Source organism: Mameliella sp. AT18 (genome assembly GCF_028807275.1).
In the GTDB taxonomy this organism is placed as follows: domain Bacteria; phylum Pseudomonadota; class Alphaproteobacteria; order Rhodobacterales; family Rhodobacteraceae; genus Antarctobacter; species Antarctobacter albus.
Genome location: NZ_JARAMO010000202.1, coordinates 1 through 18,783, shown reverse-complemented (window position 1 = coordinate 18,783; position 18,783 = coordinate 1). Strand labels below are relative to the sequence as shown.

The window sequence follows — 18,783 nt, the reverse complement described above, 5'->3', positions numbered from 1 at the left end:
CGCCATTGTTCGTCAGGATGCTAGACATAGGTTGTCCTTGCTTTCAAAAGGCGCTTTTGCGCCGGTTTGCATTTGCCGCGAACGGCATCTCTGACGCCTTCTGACGTATGCAGTCCGACCCCTTTGTCGGCCTGCGCCACCCGTCTTGGTGCGCGGCCAACTTGGCCTTTCGAGTCCTAACGTTGCCCTAATCCCTCCGCTGCCGTTTCGGCGGATTTGTCACAAATGCTCAGGCACGTCTTTCCAGGCGTTTCGAGGCCGGTGCATCAATGGTCTGGCGACGCCCCTTGGCATCATAAGTATCGGTCGCCTTGCGCACGCGGTTGAGATCGCCAATTCGCGCGGCAACATTGCGCAGCCCGGCCAGGGCCTGGTCGAACAGTTCCTGATTGCGGCGCAGCCCGTCCTTGATGGGCGCGACCTCCTCGGCCCGTAGCGGCGCATTCTCCAGGTCTTCGGCAAGGCCCTGTTTTTCAGCCATTAGCTCGGCCAGGCGATCGAAATCACCTTCAAGCAAGGCCTTCCGCTCGGCCTCGAGCAGGGATTTCAGGCGGTTCGTCAGCGTCTGGTCAGTCATCGATTCTCTCCTTCAGGGCATGGAACAGCGATTCGGCCAGTCCGATTCCGCCGCCTTCGGTCATTTGCCGGGCCTGTTCCAGGCGCATGAAAGAGGCGAACTGGTTTTCACCTGCGCCCCCGCCGAACGCCTCCGGCGCCTCGCCCAGTTTTGCGGATTTCAGCATTTCGGCCAGGAAGTTCACCTCCAGCTCTTTGGCGGCTTCGCGCAGGGCGCGATCCTGCGGTGTTGCAGTGGTTGCGGCTGTTATGGGAATTTCCATCTGGTTTGTCTCCAATTCGACTCGCTCTTCGTGATTTGGCCAGATCGCGGTAAAGAAGTGGTAAGGAGCTTCGCCCTAGTGTGCCCCCGTGGAAGAATTCCCGGAGCACTCATGCTGAGCCAATTGACTAGCCTGCTGGGCATTGCCCCGACGAAATCCGTTCCGGAGGCCCGCAAGGATGCGCGGCCCGACGCCGATTTCGCCAGCATTTTCGCCGAGTCAGAGGATGACACGCAGAGCTATCAGCCAGATCCTGGGTCTCTCCCGGATGCGGACGAGGTTGCTCCTGCTGATCCCCTGAACGATCCGGATGCTATTGCTGCGCCGATCGGTGATCCGGACGAAGGAACGGATTTGGTCGATGACCTCGATCTTTTGCACGGCGGTTCGGACGAACCGAGGGAGATCGATCCTGCGGACCGACGGTTTGACCCGGATCCGGGAGAAAAGCCGGATGAGGTGACTGATCCCAAGGGAGCCGCCTTCGCCGATCATCAATCGGCCGAACCCTCGAAACAATGGGATGGTTGGCTGCAACGCCTAGAGGACTCGCGACCGAAACGCGACCATCCCGACGGCCAGCCCATGGTCGACCGCGACGCCGATCAGGTGACTGGCCCCGGGTCCCTTGCGCCAAGGGACTGGCGCAAGACCGATAGCTGGATCAACGGGATTGACTCGAAGAACCATCTTTCTGCGGCTGAGGCTACGTTTGCAGAGAACACGTCTTCCGTCGCTGTTCCAATGCGTGGCCTGCTTGGCGCTGAGGCGCAACCTGTCGAGCGGTCTGAGGTCTTTCAAGTCATTGATACAGAGATAAAAACTGCCGATCCTGGGGGGCGGGATCACCGCGCAAGTTATTCGGTCACACCAGTCATTCCGCATGGTGAAACGCACGCCGGCGCCGTTGACCGACTGCGTACCAACCCCGGATCACCCGCCCCCCTGACCAGCGGCACCCCGGCGAAACCTTTAGAAGGAACTGATCCGGGCCTGCCGGACATACCGGTTTTTCGTTTCGGCCTGTCGCAGCCGGCCCAAGAGCACACCTGGCCCCGACCGGCCGAGCCGCCGGTATCCCGTCTGGAACAGGTGGTGATGCCCGCCGGACAAGGTCTGCCGACGGGGCCGGCTTCATTGGGCTCGCCTGCATTGGCTCCCAAGAACGCAGTAGCCGGGGCGGTTCAGCCACGGAACAAGCCAGTTTCTCCTATGCGGAGTGAACTGGCCCAAGGGTCTGCGTCTGACCAGATTCATCGGATCGACACTGAACTGCGCGCGCCAGCAGGCGTGCAAGTGACATCCGGCATGAACAGGCGTGATCCGCGTGATGCGTTGCATCGATTCACTGACGATCTCGCGTTGGCGGCGAAACCCGGCACAGAGTCCCCTGCCAAACTGGGGCTGGTCGATCAGACAGGAAATTCGCAGGGGATCGAAGAAAAGCAGGTGCCGCTGGCGACGCTGAAAGGTCGTCATGGCAACCTTGATTTGAACCCCGACGTGTTCCGCACGAGCGTCAAGCCAACAGGGGTTTCTGCCGCTGCGGAAGGCGGGCCCGTTCCGGCTGGCGTGCGGGGTTTCGAACCGGCGATCGGGCCTGCACAACGAGTCCTGGATGGCGAAGTACCTCCCATGCCGCGAAGGACGGAGTCAGACCCATCGGCGCGTGTCGAGCTTGGCGCCACGGCCAGGGTAATGGCACGGCCCGGCATCGGGGCAGAGCCCGTCGTACAACCCTTGGAGGCAGAACGCGCCGAAAGTTTGAAACATAGTCTTCGACGTGGCGATCCGAATCCGGCGCCGGGTCTCGATGGCGTCATCGCCGACAACACGACTGTGGCGCCTAGCAGAGGGTCTTCAGGATCGGCAAATGTCGCCCCGATTGCACCCGGTGGCGCGACTCCGGCCCTGGCGGGCCTCCCGGTGCCGGGCACGGCGGCGCGCGTGACGTCTCCGTTCATCGATGATCTCGCCGAAGATCTCTTGCGCCTCGACAGCCAGCCCGCGGGCGCGGCACCCGGGGGCCAGTCTGCACCGGTCCAGACGGCAACGATGCCGCAGGTCATGCACAGAACGGATACTGCGTCGATTCTTCGGCAGGTGTCGGATGGCATGGCACGCCTGGGTGAGGGCTCGGTAGAGATCCGGCTTTCACCCGAGGAACTTGGACAGGTGCGCATGCAGATGGTGCCGTCCGACAATGGCATGACGGTGCATATCACCGCCGACCGCCCCGAAACGCTTGATCTCATGCGGCGTCATATCGACCAGCTTGCGCGCGACTTGGCCGATGCCGGGTACGAAAGTGCCTCGTTCAGTTTTGGCGAAGGTGGAGAGGATGGTGAAGAGCCAACCGCGCACAATGATCACGCCGAAACGATGCCGCGGGACGACACGGCGGCCAATGCGCCACCCAAAACCGAACCTGCTTCGGACGGACTTGACCTCAGATTCTAGGACAGACCATGACAGAAATCTCATCGCCACCGCCGCTCTACAGCAGCGCCCCGTCGTCCTCTGCCAAGGGGATGGATGACAAGGGTGTCCTCAGCTCGGACTTTGACACCTTTCTCAAGATGCTGACCGTCCAGGTCCAGAACCAGGACCCTCTGAACCCCGTGGACTCGACGGATTATGCGACTCAGCTTGCGACGTTTTCCTCGGTAGAACAACAGGTTCTCACAAATGACCTGTTGCGGGAGGTCAGCGCCTCGCTGACCGGGAATGCCCTGCAGGAACTCAGCAGCTGGATCGGGATGGAGGCCCTGGTCCGAGCGCCAGTCCTGTTTACCGGAACACCGATCGCGGTCCGACCCGAGTTCGCGGAGGACGCGGATGCGGCGACGCTGGTGGTCAGGGATGGAAATGGCGATGCCATCCAGAGGTTCGACCTCGACCTGTCGCAGGACGAGGTCTACTGGACCGGGACCGACGACACCGGCGCGGCCCTGCCGGCGGGCATCTACAAGTTCGAGGTGGAAAGCTACAAGGACGAGGCCAAGCTCGATACCATCGTGGCCCAGGCCTACAGCCGGGTGGCTGAGGTGAGGCAGGATGGTGAAACGCTTGTTCTTCGCATGGCGGATGGTACAGAACTTGACCCCGGGCAGATCGACGGATTGCGCGCGCCGATGAATTGACAGACGCCCTGATGGCGTCGGTTCAGCGCCGCATGGAAGACTGTTGCACTGCGACGGGCCAAGACAGTTCTCGGCCGTCTGCATGTGAATTGGGCGGTCTTTACGGCAACATCTGGCGAATCATCGCCGATCCGGGAAGTCGCCGACTATGCTGACTGTACGACAAAACCAACCACCTGAAAAAAATCAGAAAATTGTGGCGTTGATGGAAAGATGAGGTTAAGCTCAAACCAGTCGCAACGAGGCCGCTTCAGGCTGTTGTTGCTGATTTGACGCGCATTTACGCAAGTGCAGCAATGATTTCAGGTTCGTCGGTTATTTGTCATTTGAACGCGAAACGGTTTGTGTGTACGTTCACTCGTGTCGGGCGCGACGCGTCCAAGCCTGTACAGATTTGGAGAGAAACATGAAAAAGCTTTCGATCATTGCTGCATCTGCAGCGATCGCAGCTGCAGCAGCCGCCCCGGTGGCCGCTCAGGAAAACACCCAAGACCCGTTCGTTTCCTCGGCTGGCGACGATGTTATGCCGCTCGTCGTGATCGGCGGCATTGCAGCTATCATCGCCATTGCTTCGGCTTCGGGCACCGACTGATTTCGTCGGACAGAGTTTCATGGAAAACGGCGGCCTTTGGGCCGCCGTTTTTCTTTTCCGGGTCTTTCTGGTCGATGCGGCGTCGGTCCACGCCCAACCGGTAGCCAAAGTCAGCCGAGCAACGTCCAGCTCAGAACCGCTGCAGCGCCGATCAGGACGCCGATCCCGGTCCAGCCAAGGCGTGAGGGCCAGGGATTTCGTGCCGGGGTGGCTTCGGGCTGTGATTGCCGGATAAGGGCGGCCTCTACCAGTGTAGGCAACCTTGGGCCGAAGCGGGCCATGACCAAGGCAGTTTTCCACAGATCCTTGGCCGCGGCCCGCGGGCCGATCGACTTCTTGATGTAGGCCTCGACAACCGGCTGCGCGACCTTCCAGATGTTCATGCGCGGGTCGAGCGAGCGCGCCACACCCTCGACCACCACCATCGTCCGCTGCAGGAGGATCAACTCGGTTCGGGTTTCCATTCCGAACCGCTCTGTCACCTCAAACAGGTAGGCCAGCAGCTTGCCCATCGAGATGCGCGTCGCGTCCATCCCGAAGATCGGCTCTCCGACCGCGCGCAGGGCGCGGGCGAATTCATCCACGTCGCGATCCGCGGGGACATAGCCGGCCTCGAAATGGACCTCGGCAACGCGCAGGTAATCGCGCTGGATAAAGCCGAAGAGGATCTCGGCGTAAACCCGGCGTGTATATTCATCGATATGCCCCATGATGCCGAAGTCATAGGCAATGATGTCCCCGTTCGCCGCGACCTTGAGATTCCCCTGATGCATGTCGGCGTGAAAGAACCCGTCGCGCAAGGCGTGGTTCAGGAACAGCTGCAACACTCGTTCCGACAGGTTCACCCGGTTGTGTCCGGCGGCGTCCAGCGCGTCGTTGTCGCCCAGTGCCACGCCCTCGACCCAGCCCATCGTCATCACACGGCGTCCGGACCAGGCCCATTTGACCTCGGGCAGGGCAAAGCCCTCGTCATCCTTTGTATTGGCCTCGAACTCGCTGGCCGCCGCGGATTCCAGGCGCAGGTCCAGCTCGCCCATGACCACGCCCTCGAAATGGGCGATCACGTCCGTCGGCCGCAGGCGCCGCGAGGCGGGCGAGAGCAACTCGATCATGTTGGCGGCAAAGTAGAAGGCGTCGATGTCCTTGCGAAAGGCGCGTTCGATCCCCGGCCGCAGCACCTTGACGGCCACGGTTTCGCCAGTGTCTGCCAGCGTCGCCTTGTGCACCTGCGCGATCGAGGCGGCGGCGACGGGTTCGCTGAAGGCAGAGAAAATTTCGTCGACCGGCAGACCCAGCTCTGCTTCGACCTGCGTCTTGGCGGCCTCGACGGGGAAGGGGGGCAGCTTGTCCTGAAGAACGCGCAGCTCTTGTGCCATCTCGTCGCCGACCACGTCGGGCCGGGTCGACAGGATCTGGCCGAACTTGATGTAGGCGGGACCCAGCGCGGTCAGCGCGCGGACCACCGGGGGCATCGTCGGATCGCCCTCGTCGCCCAGCCAGCGGAAAGGCCGCCCAAGAACGCGGGCGGCCACGCGCAGCGGCGCGGGGGCCTCCAGCGCGTCAAGAACGGCCCGCATCGCGCCGGTGCGTTCCAGGGTGGCGCCGGTGCGGATCAGGCGCCAAATGTTGTGGGGGCCGCGCACCTCAGATTTTCCAGCCGGAGTGCAGACAAGCGACACCCATCGTCAGGTTGCGGTACTTGGCATTCTCGAATCCCGCAGCCTTGACCATGTCGAGAAAGGTATCCTGGTCGGGAAAGCGGCGGATCGATTCCACCAGGTACTGATAGCTGTCGCGATCCTGCGCGATCATTTGGCCCATGCGCGGGATGATGTTGAACGAGTACAAGTCATAGGCCCATTGCATCAGGTCGTTGGGAATCTGGGAAAATTCCAGCACCATCAGCCGTCCGCCGGGCTTCAGCACGCGGAAAGCCTCGTTCAGGGCCTCTTGCGGGCGGGTCACGTTCCGGATGCCGAAAGAGATCGTGTAGACGTCGAATGTGTTGTCGGAAAAGGGCAGGGCCATCGCGTCGCCCACCACCCAGTCGAGCGAATCGACCATCGCCTCGGCCTCGGCCCGCTTGCGGCCCTCGACCAGCATGGGTTCGGTCAGATCCAGCACCGTGGCATGTCCGCTGCCGGCGCGTTTCAGGAACCGAAAGGAGATGTCCCCGGTCCCGCCGGCCACGTCCAGCAGACGTTGGCCCGGACGCGGAGCCAGCCAATCCATCATCGCATCTTTCCAGATCCGGTGGATGCCAAAGGACATGGCGTCGTTCATCACGTCATACTTGGAGGCAACAGAGCTGAAGACCCCCTGGACCCGTCCGGCCTTCTCGCTTTCGGGCACCTCGGCATATCCGAAATGCGTCGTTTTTCCGGTCTCTTCGCTCATGGCCCTTGCCGTCCTCGATTGCATTGCTTTCTTATAGGGCGCCGCCGGGGCGATACAACGCGAAGGACCATGCCCGATGCCCGAATTGCCCGAAGTCGAGACAGTCCGTCGCGGGCTGGCCCCGGTCATGGAGGGGCAGGTGATCGCACAGGCTCGCGTCAACCGCCCCGATCTGCGCTGGCCCTTCCCCGAGAACATGGCGGACCGGCTGACCGGCACCCGGGTCGAACGCTTGCGACGCCGGTCAAAATACATCCTCGCGGACTTGTCGAGCGGTGAGACGTTGCTGATTCACCTGGGCATGTCGGGGCGGATGCTGGTTTCGGGCGATCCGCTGGGTACATTTGTGCATGACCACCCGGCGCCCGAGAAACACGATCACGTCGTGTTGGACATGGGACAGGGCGCGCGTGTCACCTTCAACGATCCACGCCGCTTCGGGGCGATGGACCTGATGGACACCGCAGAGGCAGAGCGGCACCCGTTGCTGGTCAGCCTCGGCCCCGAACCGCTGGGCAACGGGTTCAGCGAATCCTACCTGACGGGGATGCTGAAGGGGCGCAGGACGCCGATCAAATCGGCCCTGCTCGATCAGAAAATCATCGCCGGATTGGGCAATATTTACGTTTGCGAGGCTCTCTACCGGGCCCGCATCCACCCGGCACGCAAGGTCAACCGGATCTCCGAAGCGCGGCTAGGAGCGCTGGTTCCGATCATCCGCGAGGTGCTGCAGGATGCCATCGCCGCAGGTGGGTCGTCCCTGCGGGATTTTCGCCAAGCTGATGGAGAACTTGGATATTTCCAGCACAGTTTCGATGTTTACGGGCGTGAGGGTGCGCCCTGCCGCAGCGAGGGCTGCGCCGATACGGTGCGCCGGATCGTGCAGTCGGGGCGGTCGTCCTTCTATTGTGCAAGCTGTCAAAGATAACTTGAACCATGTGAATGAAATGCTAAGGCTTGGCCCTTGACGGAACCGGACGGAGCCCAAACACATGGCCTATGAGACGATCATCGTCGAAATAGAAGACCACGTCGCCACCATCAAACTGAACCGCCCCGATGCCATGAATGCGCTCAACTCTCACCTGCTGGGAGAGTTGTCCGAGGCGCTGGCCGAGGCGGACAAGAACGACAAGGTGCGCTGCATCATCATCACCGGCTCGGCCAAGGCCTTTGCCGCCGGTGCCGACATCAAGGAGATGTCGGAGAAAAGCTACGTCGAGATGTTCCTGTCGGACTTCTTCGGCCGCGAGGGCAACGCGATCACTTCGACCCGCAAGCCGATCATCGCGGCCGTTGCGGGCTATGCCCTGGGCGGTGGCTGCGAGCTGGCCATGATGTGTGATTTCATCATTGCCGCCGACAATGCCAAGTTCGGCCAGCCCGAAATCAACCTGGGCGTCATGCCCGGCCTGGGCGGTACCCAGCGCCTGACGCGCTTTATCGGGAAGTCCAAGGCGATGGACATGAACCTGACCGGGCGCTTCATGGATGCCGAAGAGGCAGAGCGCGCCGGGCTGGTCAGCCGGGTTGTCCCCGCCAAGCAGCTGATGGAAGAGACTCGCAGCGCGGCCGAGAAAATCGCCGAAAAGTCGATGATCTCTGCCATCGCCTGCAAGGAATCGGTGAACCGGGCCTACGAGACGACACTCTCCGAAGGCCTGCTCTTCGAACGTCGCCTCTTTCACGCGCTGTTCGCGACTGACGACCAGTCCGAGGGCATGGCCGCCTTCGCTGAAAAGCGTACCGCGCAGTTCCGCGACCGCTGAGTCGCGCGCTGCCCGATTCCCCCGGGAAACGGGCAGCCGGGAAGAAAGACCTTGCCCGATGATGGGCGCTCTTGTATAGGCGCCCGTCATACATGCGCGTGATGCCCGCTTTGGCAAGAATCGGTTCGGCACGGGATGCCGTTCGTCGGCGTTGCGCAATTCTTGAACACATCATCGTCGGCAGACGACAACAGCAGGATCGATCACATGGCAAACACGCCCCAGGCCAAGAAACGCGCCCGTCAGAACGAAAAACGCTTCGCCGTGAACAAGGCGCGTCGCTCGCGCATCCGCACCTATCTGCGCAAGGTCGAAGAGGCCATCGCATCGGGTGATCGCGACGCCGCAACCGCCGCCCTGAAAGCCGCCCAGCCCGAGCTGATGCGCGGTGTGACCAAGGGTGTTTTCCACAAGAACACTGCCTCGCGGAAGATTTCGCGCCTCGCATCGCGGGTCAAGGCACTGGGCTGAGCCCAATCACCATCTGGTATGCCAATGAAAGGACGCCACTATATGTGGCGTCCTTTTTGCGTCTATAACCATTTGATCACACACGGGATTCTTTTCGGCGAAAGACCGAGTCAAGCTGTAGTTTCGGTTGCCGGTTCTTCACGAAGATTGCTAATTTCAGCAGGCGAGCACGACTCGCAGGGGGGACAAGGCTGCCGGTTGCACTGCGCCGATTGGGGTGTGTGCAAACCTGTTTGTCAGGGCGTTGGGTCGCTTCTGTCAAACGATCGGGGAAAATCCCCGGCCGTGTCCAAGGAATAGACATTGCGGGTCGCTGCACAGCGCGCCGAACGGGACTGCCGGGGCGTTTTTGCGACCGAAACCAGGGGTCACTCCCTCACCTTTGCGTCTGCGCAAGGGACGGTTTCGCTGTTCCTCCTGCAAGCAAGCCCGCCGCCGACAGGCGTTCGGTGTGGGGATCGAGGAACGAGGACAAAACGGCAGATGACCGAAGAGCAATGGGGGGTCTTGCAGGACCAGATCTGCAAGGCTATCGGGCAAAACAATCATAAGACATGGATCGTACCGCTGCGTTTCGCGGGGTCGACCCCCGAAGGAACGGTGACGCTGCAGGCGCCCACCAATTTCTTCAGCACCTATGTCACGCAGAATTACGGCGACCAGCTGTTGGAGCACATCATGTCGGTGTCGCCCCGCGTGCGTCGTCTGGACATCAAGGTGGCCTCGGCGATGACCGAGACCGAGACGCGTGCCGTTGCGCAACAGGCGCCCGCCAATGCCGAGCCGGCTGCCGCGCCTCAGCCCGCGGCCCGTGGGCATCTGCCCGGCGCGCCTCTGGATGCGCGTTTCACCTTTGACACCTTTGTTGTCGGCAAGCCGAACGAGCTGGCCCATGCCGCGGCCAAGCGCGTGTCCGAAGGCGGCCCGGTCACCTTCAACCCGCTGTTCCTATATGGTGGTGTCGGCCTTGGTAAGACGCACCTCATGCACGCGATTGCGCATGAGCTGACCCAGCGCAATCCGCACCTGGCCGTTCTATATCTTTCGGCGGAACAGTTCATGTACCGCTTCGTGCAGGCCCTGCGCGAACGCAAGATGATGGACTTCAAGGAGATGTTCCGCTCGGTCGACGTGCTGATGGTTGACGACGTTCAGTTCATCGCCGGCAAGGATTCGACCCAGGAAGAGTTCTTTCACACCTTCAATGCGCTGGTGGACCAGAACAAGCAGATCATCATCTCGGCCGACCGTGCCCCGGATGAGATCAAGGACCTGGAAAACCGCATTCGCTCGCGCCTGCAGTCCGGCCTTGTCGTGGATCTGCATCCGACGGACTACGAACTGCGCCTTGGTATCCTGCAAAGCAAGGTCGAAGGTTATCGCGCCATGCACCCGGACCTGGTGATCGACGATGGCGTTCTCGAATTCCTCGCCCACCGGATCAGCACCAACGTCCGCGTGCTCGAAGGTGCCCTGACCCGCCTGTTCGCCTTTGCCAGCCTTGTCGGCAAGCCGATCAACATGGACCTTGTGCAGGACAGCCTGGCTGATGTGCTGCGGGCCTCCGAACGCAAGATTTCGATCGACGAGATCCAGCGCAAGGTGGCCGAGCATTACAACATTCGCCTCAGCGACATGATCGGCCCCAAACGGGTGCGCAACTTTGCCCGTCCGCGGCAGGTGGCCATGTATCTCTGCAAGCAGCTGACCTCGCGGTCGCTGCCGGAAATCGGCCGCCGGTTCGGTGGGCGCGACCACACCACGGTGATGCATGGCGTCAAGCGGATCGAAGAGCTGCGCCTGCAGGATGGACAGATCGACGAGGACGTCGAGATGCTGCGCCGGGCGCTCGAAGCCTGACAGGCTGTGGAAAAAATGCGGCGCGCCGGAACTGGTGCGCCGCAACGCCTTGACGCCTAGGCAAAAGCGCAAGACAAATCGTGAAAACCGACTTGGAGTGCGGGCCGGCGCAGGCTAGGCTGCGCCCCCGGGCGTTGCGGAGAGGGTAGGGCGATGAAATTCAGCATGGAACGGGCGGCGCTCTTGCGCGCGGTCGCGCAAGCGCAATCGGTCGTGGAGCGGCGCAACACGATCCCGATCCTGGCCAACGTCCTGATCGAGGCCGAGGGCGAAAACGTCACCTTCCGCGCCACCGATCTGGACATCGAAGTGCTGGACCGTGCCGTGGCGCAGGTCGAAAAGGCCGGGGGCACCACGGTTTCCGCCGTGACGCTGCACGAAATCGTCCGCAAACTGCCCGATGGGGCGCTTGTGACACTGGCTGCCGACCCGGGTTCGGGCCGCCTGTCGGTCTCTGCGGGACGGTCGCATTTCTCGCTGGCAACCCTGCCCAAGGAAGATTTCCCGGTCATGGCGACCTCGGAATACGACTGCAATTTTTCGGCCAAGGCCGAGGTGCTGCGTCGTCTCTTCGACAAGTCGAAATTTGCCATTTCGACCGAAGAAACCCGCTATTATCTGAACGGTGTCTACATGCATGTCGCGGACACGGCGGACGGCAAATCGCTGCGCTGTGTCGCGACCGATGGCCACCGCCTGGCCCGGATCGACGCGCCGCTGCCCTCTGGTGCCGAAGAGATGCCGGGCGTCATCGTCCCGCGCAAGACCGTGGGCGAGCTGCGCAAGCTGCTGGACCAGGACGACATGGACATCGCCGTGTCGGTTTCGGAAACCAAGGTCCGGTTCGCGACGCCCGACATCACCCTGACGTCCAAGGTGATCGACGGCACCTTCCCGGATTACACCCGGGTGATTCCCAGCGGCAACACCCGCCAGCTGGAGGTGGACGCGACCGAGTTCGCCAAGGCCGTGGATCGTGTGGCCACCGTGTCTTCGGAACGTTCGCGCGCGGTCAAGATGCAGCTGGACGAGGATCGGCTGATCCTTTCCGTGAATGCGCCCGACAGCGGTGCGGCCGAGGAAGAACTGGCCGTGTCCTATGGTGATGAGCGGCTGGAAATCGGGTTCAACGCCAAGTACCTGCTGGAAATCGCCAGCCAGGTGGACCGCGAGAATGCCGTGTTCCTTTTCAACTCCTCCGGCGACCCGACCCTGATGCGCGAAGGCGGCGACGAAAGCGCGGTTTACGTCGTCATGCCGATGCGGGTCTGACGAGAGACGATTTTTCGCCGAAAAATCGTCTCGTCTCATGCCGCTCGCCCTGACCCAGCTGACCCTGTCGCATTTCCGCTCGCACCGCATGGCGCGGGTGGCGGTGGATCCGCGTCCGGTGGTGATCTTTGGCCCGAACGGCGCGGGAAAGACCAACCTGATCGAGGCGGTTTCGCTGTTCTCTCCCGGGCGCGGGATGCGCCGGGCTTCGGCGGCGGAAATGGCGCGGCGACCCGAAAGCCTGGGGTGGAAGATTTCCGGGCAGTTGACCGGCCCGGAAGGCCAGCACGAGATTACCTTTACCTCGGAAAACGGCGGCGCGCGGCAGGTCACGATCAACGACAAGTCCGCCAGCCAGATCGCGTTGGGCCGGATCGCCCGCACCGTCTGGCTGATCCCGGCGATGGACCGGCTTTGGATCGAGGGGGCCGAGGGGCGGCGGCGGTTTCTCGACCGGCTTACGCTGTCTTTCTATCCCGATCATGCGCAGGCGTCTCTGGACTATGAAAAGGCCATGCGCGAACGCAACCGCCTGCTCAAGGAAGAGGTGCGCGATCCGCACTGGTACATTGCGCTCGAATCCCAGATGGCCCGCGCAGGGGCTTTGCTGACGTCCAACCGGCAAGAGGCCCTGGCCCGGTTGCAGGCGGCCCAGGCCGAGGCAGAGACCGCCTTTCCCGCCGCCGACCTGGAGTTGGTGCAATCCGAGGGCAGCCTGCCGCAGACAGAGGCCGACTTGCGCGATGCCCTGGCCGAAAGCCGGTTCCGCGACATGTCTGCGGGGCGCGCTCTGGTCGGCCCCCATCGCAGTGACCTTTACGGTGTGTTTGCGGCCAAGGGCGTGCCCGCGTCGGAATGTTCCACCGGTGAGCAAAAGGCCCTGTTGATCTCGCTGATCCTGTCCAATGCACGGGCTCTGGCGCAGGATTTCGGAGCCGCGCCGATCCTTTTGCTGGACGAGGTCGCGGCGCATCTGGACGCGGCCCGTCGCGCCGCGCTTTATGACGAAATCTGCGGGCTGGGCGCACAGGCCTGGATGACCGGCACCGGGCCGGAACTCTTTGCCGAGCTGGGTGACCGCGCGCAGCATTTCGAGGTCACGGATGAGAGGGGTGAAAGCCTGGTGCGGCGCCGTGATTGAGGTTACCGCGGAACATGCGCTGACCGGAGAGGACGAGGCGCAGATCGCCGCGTTGCTCCGCGCCTCTTTCCCGACGGATTTTGGCGGACGCAGCTTTTTTCAGCAGCGGCCTCACCTGCGGGTCGTCTGGCGCGATGGCATGATCCTGGGCCATGTCGCCCTGTTCTACCGAGCCATACGCGTCGATGGGCAGCTGATCGACGTCATCGGATTGGGGGATGTCGCAACGGCCCCGGAGGCGCGCGGACGGGGCATTGCAACCTCCCTGCTGGACCGCGTCCTCGCCATCGGCAAGGACAGCAACGCCCAATTCGCGCTGCTCTTCGGGGAACGCAGGCTTTATGACCGGGCCGGGTTCCGTCTTGCCGCGAACACGTACATCCGCATCGACATGACCGGCGCCCGGACCGGCGATGTCGCCCGGGTCCAAAGCCGATTTCTGCGCGTTCTTCCGCTGACCGGCGCGCTTTGGTCCGATCGCGCAGAGCTCGACCTGCTGGGACCGCTGTTCTGACGGTCGAAATCCTGTAGAAGTTGCGGGATACCCCTGCCGGAGACCCCCATGATCGACCCGGTCGATGCCAAGATGAAGGCCCTGATCCGAGCCAAGCTGGACGAGATCGCCCGCGAAGAGGCGGTGCACATCCTGCTTGCGGTGGAAAGCGGGTCGCGCGCCTGGGGCTTTCATTCGCCCGACAGCGATTACGACGTACGGTTCATCTATGCGCGCCCGATCGACTGGCACCTGAAACTGGGCAAGAAACGCGACGTGATCGAACGGCCCATCGACGATGAGCTGGACATCTCGGGTTGGGAGCTGTCCAAGGCGCTGACGCTGGCGCTGGGGTCCAACGCGGTCATTGCCGAATGGTTGCAATCCCCGGTGGTCTACGGGGCGGATGATGAGGCCGTGCAGCGCCTGTCGGATTTCGCGGCCCAGGCCCTGGACCGGAAATCGGTCAGTTGGCACTACCTGTCGCTCTTGCGGCAACAGGAGGCGCGCTTGATCGGCCCGGACGGACGGCCGCGGCTCAAGCGATTCTTCTACATTCTGCGCCCGGCCCTGGCCCTGCGCTGGATGCGGCTGACCGGGAAACCCATGCCGCCGATGGACATGGCGCGCCTCCGTGCGGGCTGTGATCTGGACCGCGAGACCGAGGCCGCAATAGATGATCTGATCGTCGAGAAGATGGCCGCGCCCGAAAGCGCCACCTCCCACGATCCGGACCCGCGCCTGACCGATCTGATCGCCGCGGAAACCGGCATGGCGGAGCAATGGCTGGCCTCCGCGAGTAGCGCTGAAAAACGCCCGCTGCACTCGACGGCAGACGCGCTGCACCGGGATCTGACGCTGTCACGATTCCCCCTTTAGGGGATTACCAAATATTGTGTCCGTCGCGTGACAATCCCCCGCTAAACCTCTATAACTTGGGCCAAAATAACAAAGGATCAGGCGATGTCCGACCAGCCCGCGGCGCCGAGTGAGTACGGCGCCGATTCCATTAAGGTTCTCAAAGGCTTGGAGGCGGTGCGCAAACGCCCCGGCATGTATATCGGTGACACCGATGACGGCTCGGGCCTGCACCACATGGTCTACGAGGTGGTGGACAACGGCATCGACGAGGCGCTGGCCAAACATGCCGACTATGTCCATGTGAAAATCCATGCCGACAGCAGCGTGTCGGTGCGGGACAACGGGCGCGGGATTCCCGTCGACATCCACTCGGAAGAGGGGGTTTCGGCGGCCGAGGTCATCATGACCCAGCTGCACGCCGGCGGGAAGTTCGACCAGAACTCCTACAAGGTGTCGGGCGGTCTGCACGGCGTCGGCGTTTCGGTCGTCAACGCGTTGTCCGTCTGGCTGGAGCTGCGCATCTGGCGCAACGGCAAGGAGCATTTTGCCAAGTTCGAGCACGGCGAGACCAGCGAACACCTGCGCGTCGTCGGCGATGCCGAGGGCGAGACCGGGACCGAGGTCCGCTTCCTGGCCTCTACCGACACGTTTTCCAACCTCGATTACAGTTTCGAGACCCTGGAAAAGCGCCTGCGCGAACTGGCTTTCCTGAACTCCGGCGTGCGTATCATCCTGGAAGATGAGCGCCCCGCCGAACCGATCAAGACCGAGCTGCACTACGAGGGTGGCGTGCGCGAGTTCGTCAAGTATCTCGACCGGTCCAAGCAGGCCGTGATGACAGAGCCGGTCTACATGGAAGGTGAAAAGGACGGCATCGGGGTCGAGGTCGCGATGTGGTGGAACGACAGCTACCACGAGACGGTGCTACCCTTCACCAACAACATCCCGCAACGGGACGGCGGCACGCACCTGGCCGGGTTCCGTGGCGCGCTGACCCGCACAATCCAGAAATACGCCCAGGAGTCGGGCATCGCGAAGCGCGAGAAGGTGAATTTCACCGGCGACGACGCCCGCGAAGGGCTGACCGCGGTGCTGTCGGTCAAGGTGCCGGATCCCAAGTTCAGCTCGCAAACCAAGGACAAGCTGGTCAGCTCCGAAGTGCGCCCGGCGGTCGAGGGGCTGATGAACGAGAAACTGGCCGAATGGTTCGAAGAGAACCCGCAGCAGGCCAAGCAGATCGTCGGCAAGATCATCGAGGCCGCGCTGGCCCGAGAGGCGGCGCGCAAGGCCCGAGAGTTGACCCGGCGCAAGACCGCGATGGACGTTAGCTTCAACGCGGCCAAGCTGAAGGACTGTTCCGAAAAGGATGCCTCCAAGACCGAACTGTTCCTGGTTGAGGGGGATTCAGCCGGTGGATCGGCACAGACCGGGCGCGACCGGCGCAACCAGGCCATCCTGCCCCTGCGCGGCAAGATCCTGAACGTGGAACGCGCGCGCTTCGACCGGATGCTGGGCAGCCAGGAGATCGGCAACCTCGTGATGGCCTTGGGCACCGGGATCGGGCGGGATGAGTTCGACGTCTCGAAGCTGCGCTACCACAAGATCATCATCATGACCGACGCCGACGTCGATGGCGCGCATATCCGGACGCTGTTGCTGACCTTCTTCTACCGGCAGATGCCGGAGCTTATCGAGGGCGGATACCTCTACATCGCGCAGCCGCCCCTGTACAAGGTCGCGCGCGGCAAGTCCGAGGTCTATCTCAAGGACCAGACCGCGCTGGACGACTACCTGATCCAGCAGGGGATCGAGAATGCCCAGCTGAACCTCAGTTCGGGCGAGGTGATCGTGGGCCAGGACCTTGTCCGCGTGGTCGAGGAAGCACGCCAGCTGAAGCGCGTGCTGGATGCCTTTCCCACCCATTACCCGCGCCATATCCTGGAACAGGCCGCCATCGCAGGCGCCTTTGTCCCGGGCGCCGTGGATGCCGACCTGCAAGGCGTGGCCGACAAGGTCGCTGCCCGGCTGGACCTGATCGCGCTGGAATACGAACGTGGCTGGAACGGTCGGATCACCCAGGACAAGGGCATTCGCCTGGCCCGTATCCTACGCGGTGTCGAGGAGGTCCGCACGCTGGACGGCCCGATGCTGCGCTCTGGCGAGGCGCGCAAGACCGGCAGCTTTACCGAGAGCCTCCAGCACATCTATGGCACACCGTCCACGCTGGAACGCAAGGATCGCCGCCAGTTGATCCACGGACCGCTCGACCTGCTCAAGGCCATCCTTGACGAGGGCGAAAAGGGCCTGACCCTGCAGCGTTACAAGGGTCTGGGGGAAATGAACCCTGATCAGTTGTGGGAAACCACGCTGGATCCGGATGCACGGACGCTGTTGCAGGTCACGATCGACGACATGGCCGAGGCGGACGACCTGTTCACCAAACTGATGGGTGATGTCGTGGAGCCGCGCCGAGAGTTCATTCAGCAAAACGCTCTGACGGTCGAGAACCTCGATTTCTGAGGTTTCCTTGGCTCCGGACCGGGGAATCACCCTGGTCCGGAGCAATGCTCAAACCCATAAACGACCAAAAATGAACATTTTGTTCAAACTGGACCATCCACGAGACGACGAACCCTATGATTATTGGCTTTGTAAAGCCTTGTAGCAACCGGTTTTGCCTATAAAACAGCTAATTGTGGGGCAACCGTGCATCTTTAACGTGGCCGGGATCACAACACGGATCCGCACAGGAGAGCCACGAAATGACCCGTTCACAGTTCAACCGCCGCACATTCCTGGGGGCATCCGCAGCCGGCATGGCCTATCTGTCGGCCGGAGGACCGGCGGCGGCTCAGGACCGGACGTTCCGGTTTATCACGCCCTTCAGCTTTTCCTTGTCCTTCGCCTCTGTGCTCTACGGTGACGCGGCCGGGTATTATGCCGACGAAGGACTGGACATGCAGATCCAGGCGGGCAAAGGCGCGGCCATGGCCGCCCAGATGGTGCTGGCGGACCAGATGGATTCCGGCCGGACCGGCGGCACGAACTACATCCTGTCGCGGGTCAACAACGGCGCGCCGCTGATCTCGATCGCGACCATCGCCCAGCTATCGCCCTTCTTCCTGATCTCGTCGTCGGAAAACCCCGTTAATGCCGTGACCGATCTTCCGGGCCGTACGGTGGGTATGGCCTCGCTGGGCGGTTCGATGGAAGGCACGCTGGATCTGCTCATGCTCAGCGGCGGCGCCTCGCCGGATACCGTCGAAAAGGTGAAGGTTGCGGACACCGCGGCATCTTTCGCTCTGATCGAGGCGGGCCGTGCCGGTGCATTCATCGGCAACACCTCGTCGATGATCAAGGCCAAGGCGGCGCGCGACAATGTGGTGGCAATCCCGATGGATGACGGTATGCCCGGGCAGGTCTACGTCGGCCGCCCCGACGACGTCGAGGCGAACGTGGACAAATACGCAGCATTCCTGAAAGGGACCCATCGCGCCGCACTGGAAATCGCGCAGTCCGACGATCTTGAACCGATCCTCAAGGCCATCGGCGACGCGCACAGCGTTCGCGGTCTCGACGATGTCGAGGTCGCCAAGCTGGACCTGGCCACCAACGCCCAGAACTGGGTCGCCAAGGGTGAAGAAAACCTCCTGCGCAACATCCCCGAGGTCTGGGAAAACGCCGTCAACCTTCTCGGCTCTGCCGGAATGATCGAAGGCAACCCCGATCCCAAGTCGCTTTACACGAACGCGGCGCTCGACAAGGCTATCGGGTGATGCCCTTTGACGCGAGACAGGACAGGATGGAAATCAATGTTTCCGGTCTGACCAAGGTGTTCGGTGACGGCCCCAGCGCCGTCACCGCCATCAAGGATGCCGACCTGACAATGGAACGGGGCGAATTCGTCTCGCTCCTCGGGCCGTCCGGTTGCGGCAAGACCACGCT

At 62.4% G+C, this 18,783-nt stretch carries 17 protein-coding genes; 13 read left to right on the top strand and 4 right to left on the bottom strand.

The annotated features are described in order from the left end of the window. Positions 1 to 229: 229 nt before the first annotated feature. Positions 230 to 577: a flagellar protein FlgN gene (locus tag PVW46_RS17895; protein WP_043142942.1), complete on the bottom strand. Its 348-nt coding sequence runs from the start codon at positions 575 to 577 to the stop codon at positions 230 to 232. Further along, positions 570 to 839 carry a rod-binding protein gene (locus PVW46_RS17890; RefSeq protein ID WP_069211287.1) on the bottom strand — a complete coding sequence of 90 codons (270 nt, stop codon included), beginning with the start codon at positions 837 to 839 and terminating at the stop codon, positions 570 to 572. The genes PVW46_RS17895 and PVW46_RS17890 overlap by 8 nt, the downstream gene beginning before the upstream one ends. A 111-nt stretch (positions 840 to 950) precedes the next feature. Here PVW46_RS17890 and PVW46_RS17885 point away from each other — a divergent pair, with 111 nt between their 5' ends. The 3 genes from PVW46_RS17885 to PVW46_RS17875 all read left to right on the top strand — a co-directional run bounded on the left by PVW46_RS17885 (position 951) and on the right by PVW46_RS17875 (position 4,574). Continuing rightward, the gene (locus PVW46_RS17885; protein ID WP_083242475.1) at positions 951 to 3,299 is read left to right on the top strand and encodes a flagellar hook-length control protein FliK; all 2,349 of its coding nucleotides are present in this window, start codon (positions 951 to 953) and stop codon (positions 3,297 to 3,299) included. Positions 3,300 to 3,307: 8 nt separating this feature from the next. Beyond that, complete coding sequence (locus PVW46_RS17880) at positions 3,308 to 3,982, top strand: flagellar hook capping FlgD N-terminal domain-containing protein (protein WP_069211193.1); 675 nt, start codon at positions 3,308 to 3,310, stop codon at positions 3,980 to 3,982. Between the two features lie 406 nt (positions 3,983 to 4,388). Further along, entirely contained in the window at positions 4,389 to 4,574 is a 186-nt protein-coding gene (locus PVW46_RS17875; protein WP_043142951.1) for a hypothetical protein, read from the top strand. A 110-nt stretch (positions 4,575 to 4,684) separates the two neighbouring features. On the opposite strand, the gene ubiB is transcribed toward PVW46_RS17875, so the two are convergent. Together ubiB and ubiE are read right to left on the bottom strand one after the other, a co-directional pair. Then, the gene (gene ubiB, locus PVW46_RS17870; RefSeq protein WP_069211194.1) at positions 4,685 to 6,217 is read right to left on the bottom strand and encodes a 2-polyprenylphenol 6-hydroxylase; all 1,533 of its coding nucleotides are present in this window, start codon (positions 6,215 to 6,217) and stop codon (positions 4,685 to 4,687) included. 1 nt (position 6,218) lies between these two features. Beyond that, positions 6,219 to 6,971, bottom strand: a complete 753-nt coding sequence (gene ubiE / locus PVW46_RS17865; protein ID WP_043142956.1) for a bifunctional demethylmenaquinone methyltransferase/2-methoxy-6-polyprenyl-1,4-benzoquinol methylase UbiE — start codon at positions 6,969 to 6,971, stop codon at positions 6,219 to 6,221. A 76-nt stretch (positions 6,972 to 7,047) separates the two neighbouring features. Between ubiE and mutM the strand changes: the two genes are divergently transcribed. The 10 genes from mutM (at position 7,048) to PVW46_RS17815 (ending at position 18,614) form a co-directional block, all read left to right on the top strand. After that, on the top strand, positions 7,048 to 7,899 hold the full coding sequence (gene mutM / locus PVW46_RS17860) for a bifunctional DNA-formamidopyrimidine glycosylase/DNA-(apurinic or apyrimidinic site) lyase (protein WP_069211195.1): 852 nt from the start codon (positions 7,048 to 7,050) through the stop codon (positions 7,897 to 7,899). 64 nt (positions 7,900 to 7,963) lie between these two features. Further along, entirely contained in the window at positions 7,964 to 8,740 is a 777-nt protein-coding gene (locus tag PVW46_RS17855; RefSeq protein WP_043142961.1) for an enoyl-CoA hydratase, read from the top strand. Between the two features lie 207 nt (positions 8,741 to 8,947). Further along, the gene (gene rpsT, locus PVW46_RS17850) at positions 8,948 to 9,211 is read left to right on the top strand and encodes a 30S ribosomal protein S20 (protein WP_043143140.1); all 264 of its coding nucleotides are present in this window, start codon (positions 8,948 to 8,950) and stop codon (positions 9,209 to 9,211) included. Between the two features lie 483 nt (positions 9,212 to 9,694). Further along, entirely contained in the window at positions 9,695 to 11,071 is a 1,377-nt protein-coding gene (gene dnaA / locus PVW46_RS17845; protein WP_069211196.1) for a chromosomal replication initiator protein DnaA, read from the top strand. A 153-nt stretch (positions 11,072 to 11,224) separates the two neighbouring features. After that, positions 11,225 to 12,343, top strand: coding sequence for a DNA polymerase III subunit beta (gene dnaN, locus PVW46_RS17840; RefSeq protein ID WP_043142965.1), 1,119 nt, complete (start codon positions 11,225 to 11,227; stop codon positions 12,341 to 12,343). 37 nt (positions 12,344 to 12,380) lie between these two features. Beyond that, entirely contained in the window at positions 12,381 to 13,484 is a 1,104-nt protein-coding gene (recF, locus tag PVW46_RS17835) for a DNA replication/repair protein RecF (protein ID WP_069211197.1), read from the top strand. Then, positions 13,477 to 13,998, top strand: a complete 522-nt coding sequence (locus PVW46_RS17830) for a GNAT family N-acetyltransferase (protein WP_274576969.1) — start codon at positions 13,477 to 13,479, stop codon at positions 13,996 to 13,998. The genes recF and PVW46_RS17830 overlap by 8 nt, the downstream gene beginning before the upstream one ends. Before the next feature lie 48 nt (positions 13,999 to 14,046). Further along, positions 14,047 to 14,856: a nucleotidyltransferase domain-containing protein gene (locus tag PVW46_RS17825; RefSeq protein ID WP_069211199.1), complete on the top strand. Its 810-nt coding sequence runs from the start codon at positions 14,047 to 14,049 to the stop codon at positions 14,854 to 14,856. Positions 14,857 to 14,940: 84 nt separating this feature from the next. Continuing rightward, positions 14,941 to 17,358 carry a DNA topoisomerase (ATP-hydrolyzing) subunit B gene (gene gyrB / locus PVW46_RS17820; RefSeq protein ID WP_069211200.1) on the top strand — a complete coding sequence of 806 codons (2,418 nt, stop codon included), beginning with the start codon at positions 14,941 to 14,943 and terminating at the stop codon, positions 17,356 to 17,358. Positions 17,359 to 17,600: 242 nt separating this feature from the next. Beyond that, the gene (locus PVW46_RS17815; RefSeq protein WP_198544026.1) at positions 17,601 to 18,614 is read left to right on the top strand and encodes an ABC transporter substrate-binding protein; all 1,014 of its coding nucleotides are present in this window, start codon (positions 17,601 to 17,603) and stop codon (positions 18,612 to 18,614) included. Positions 18,615 to 18,783: the final 169 nt, after the last annotated feature.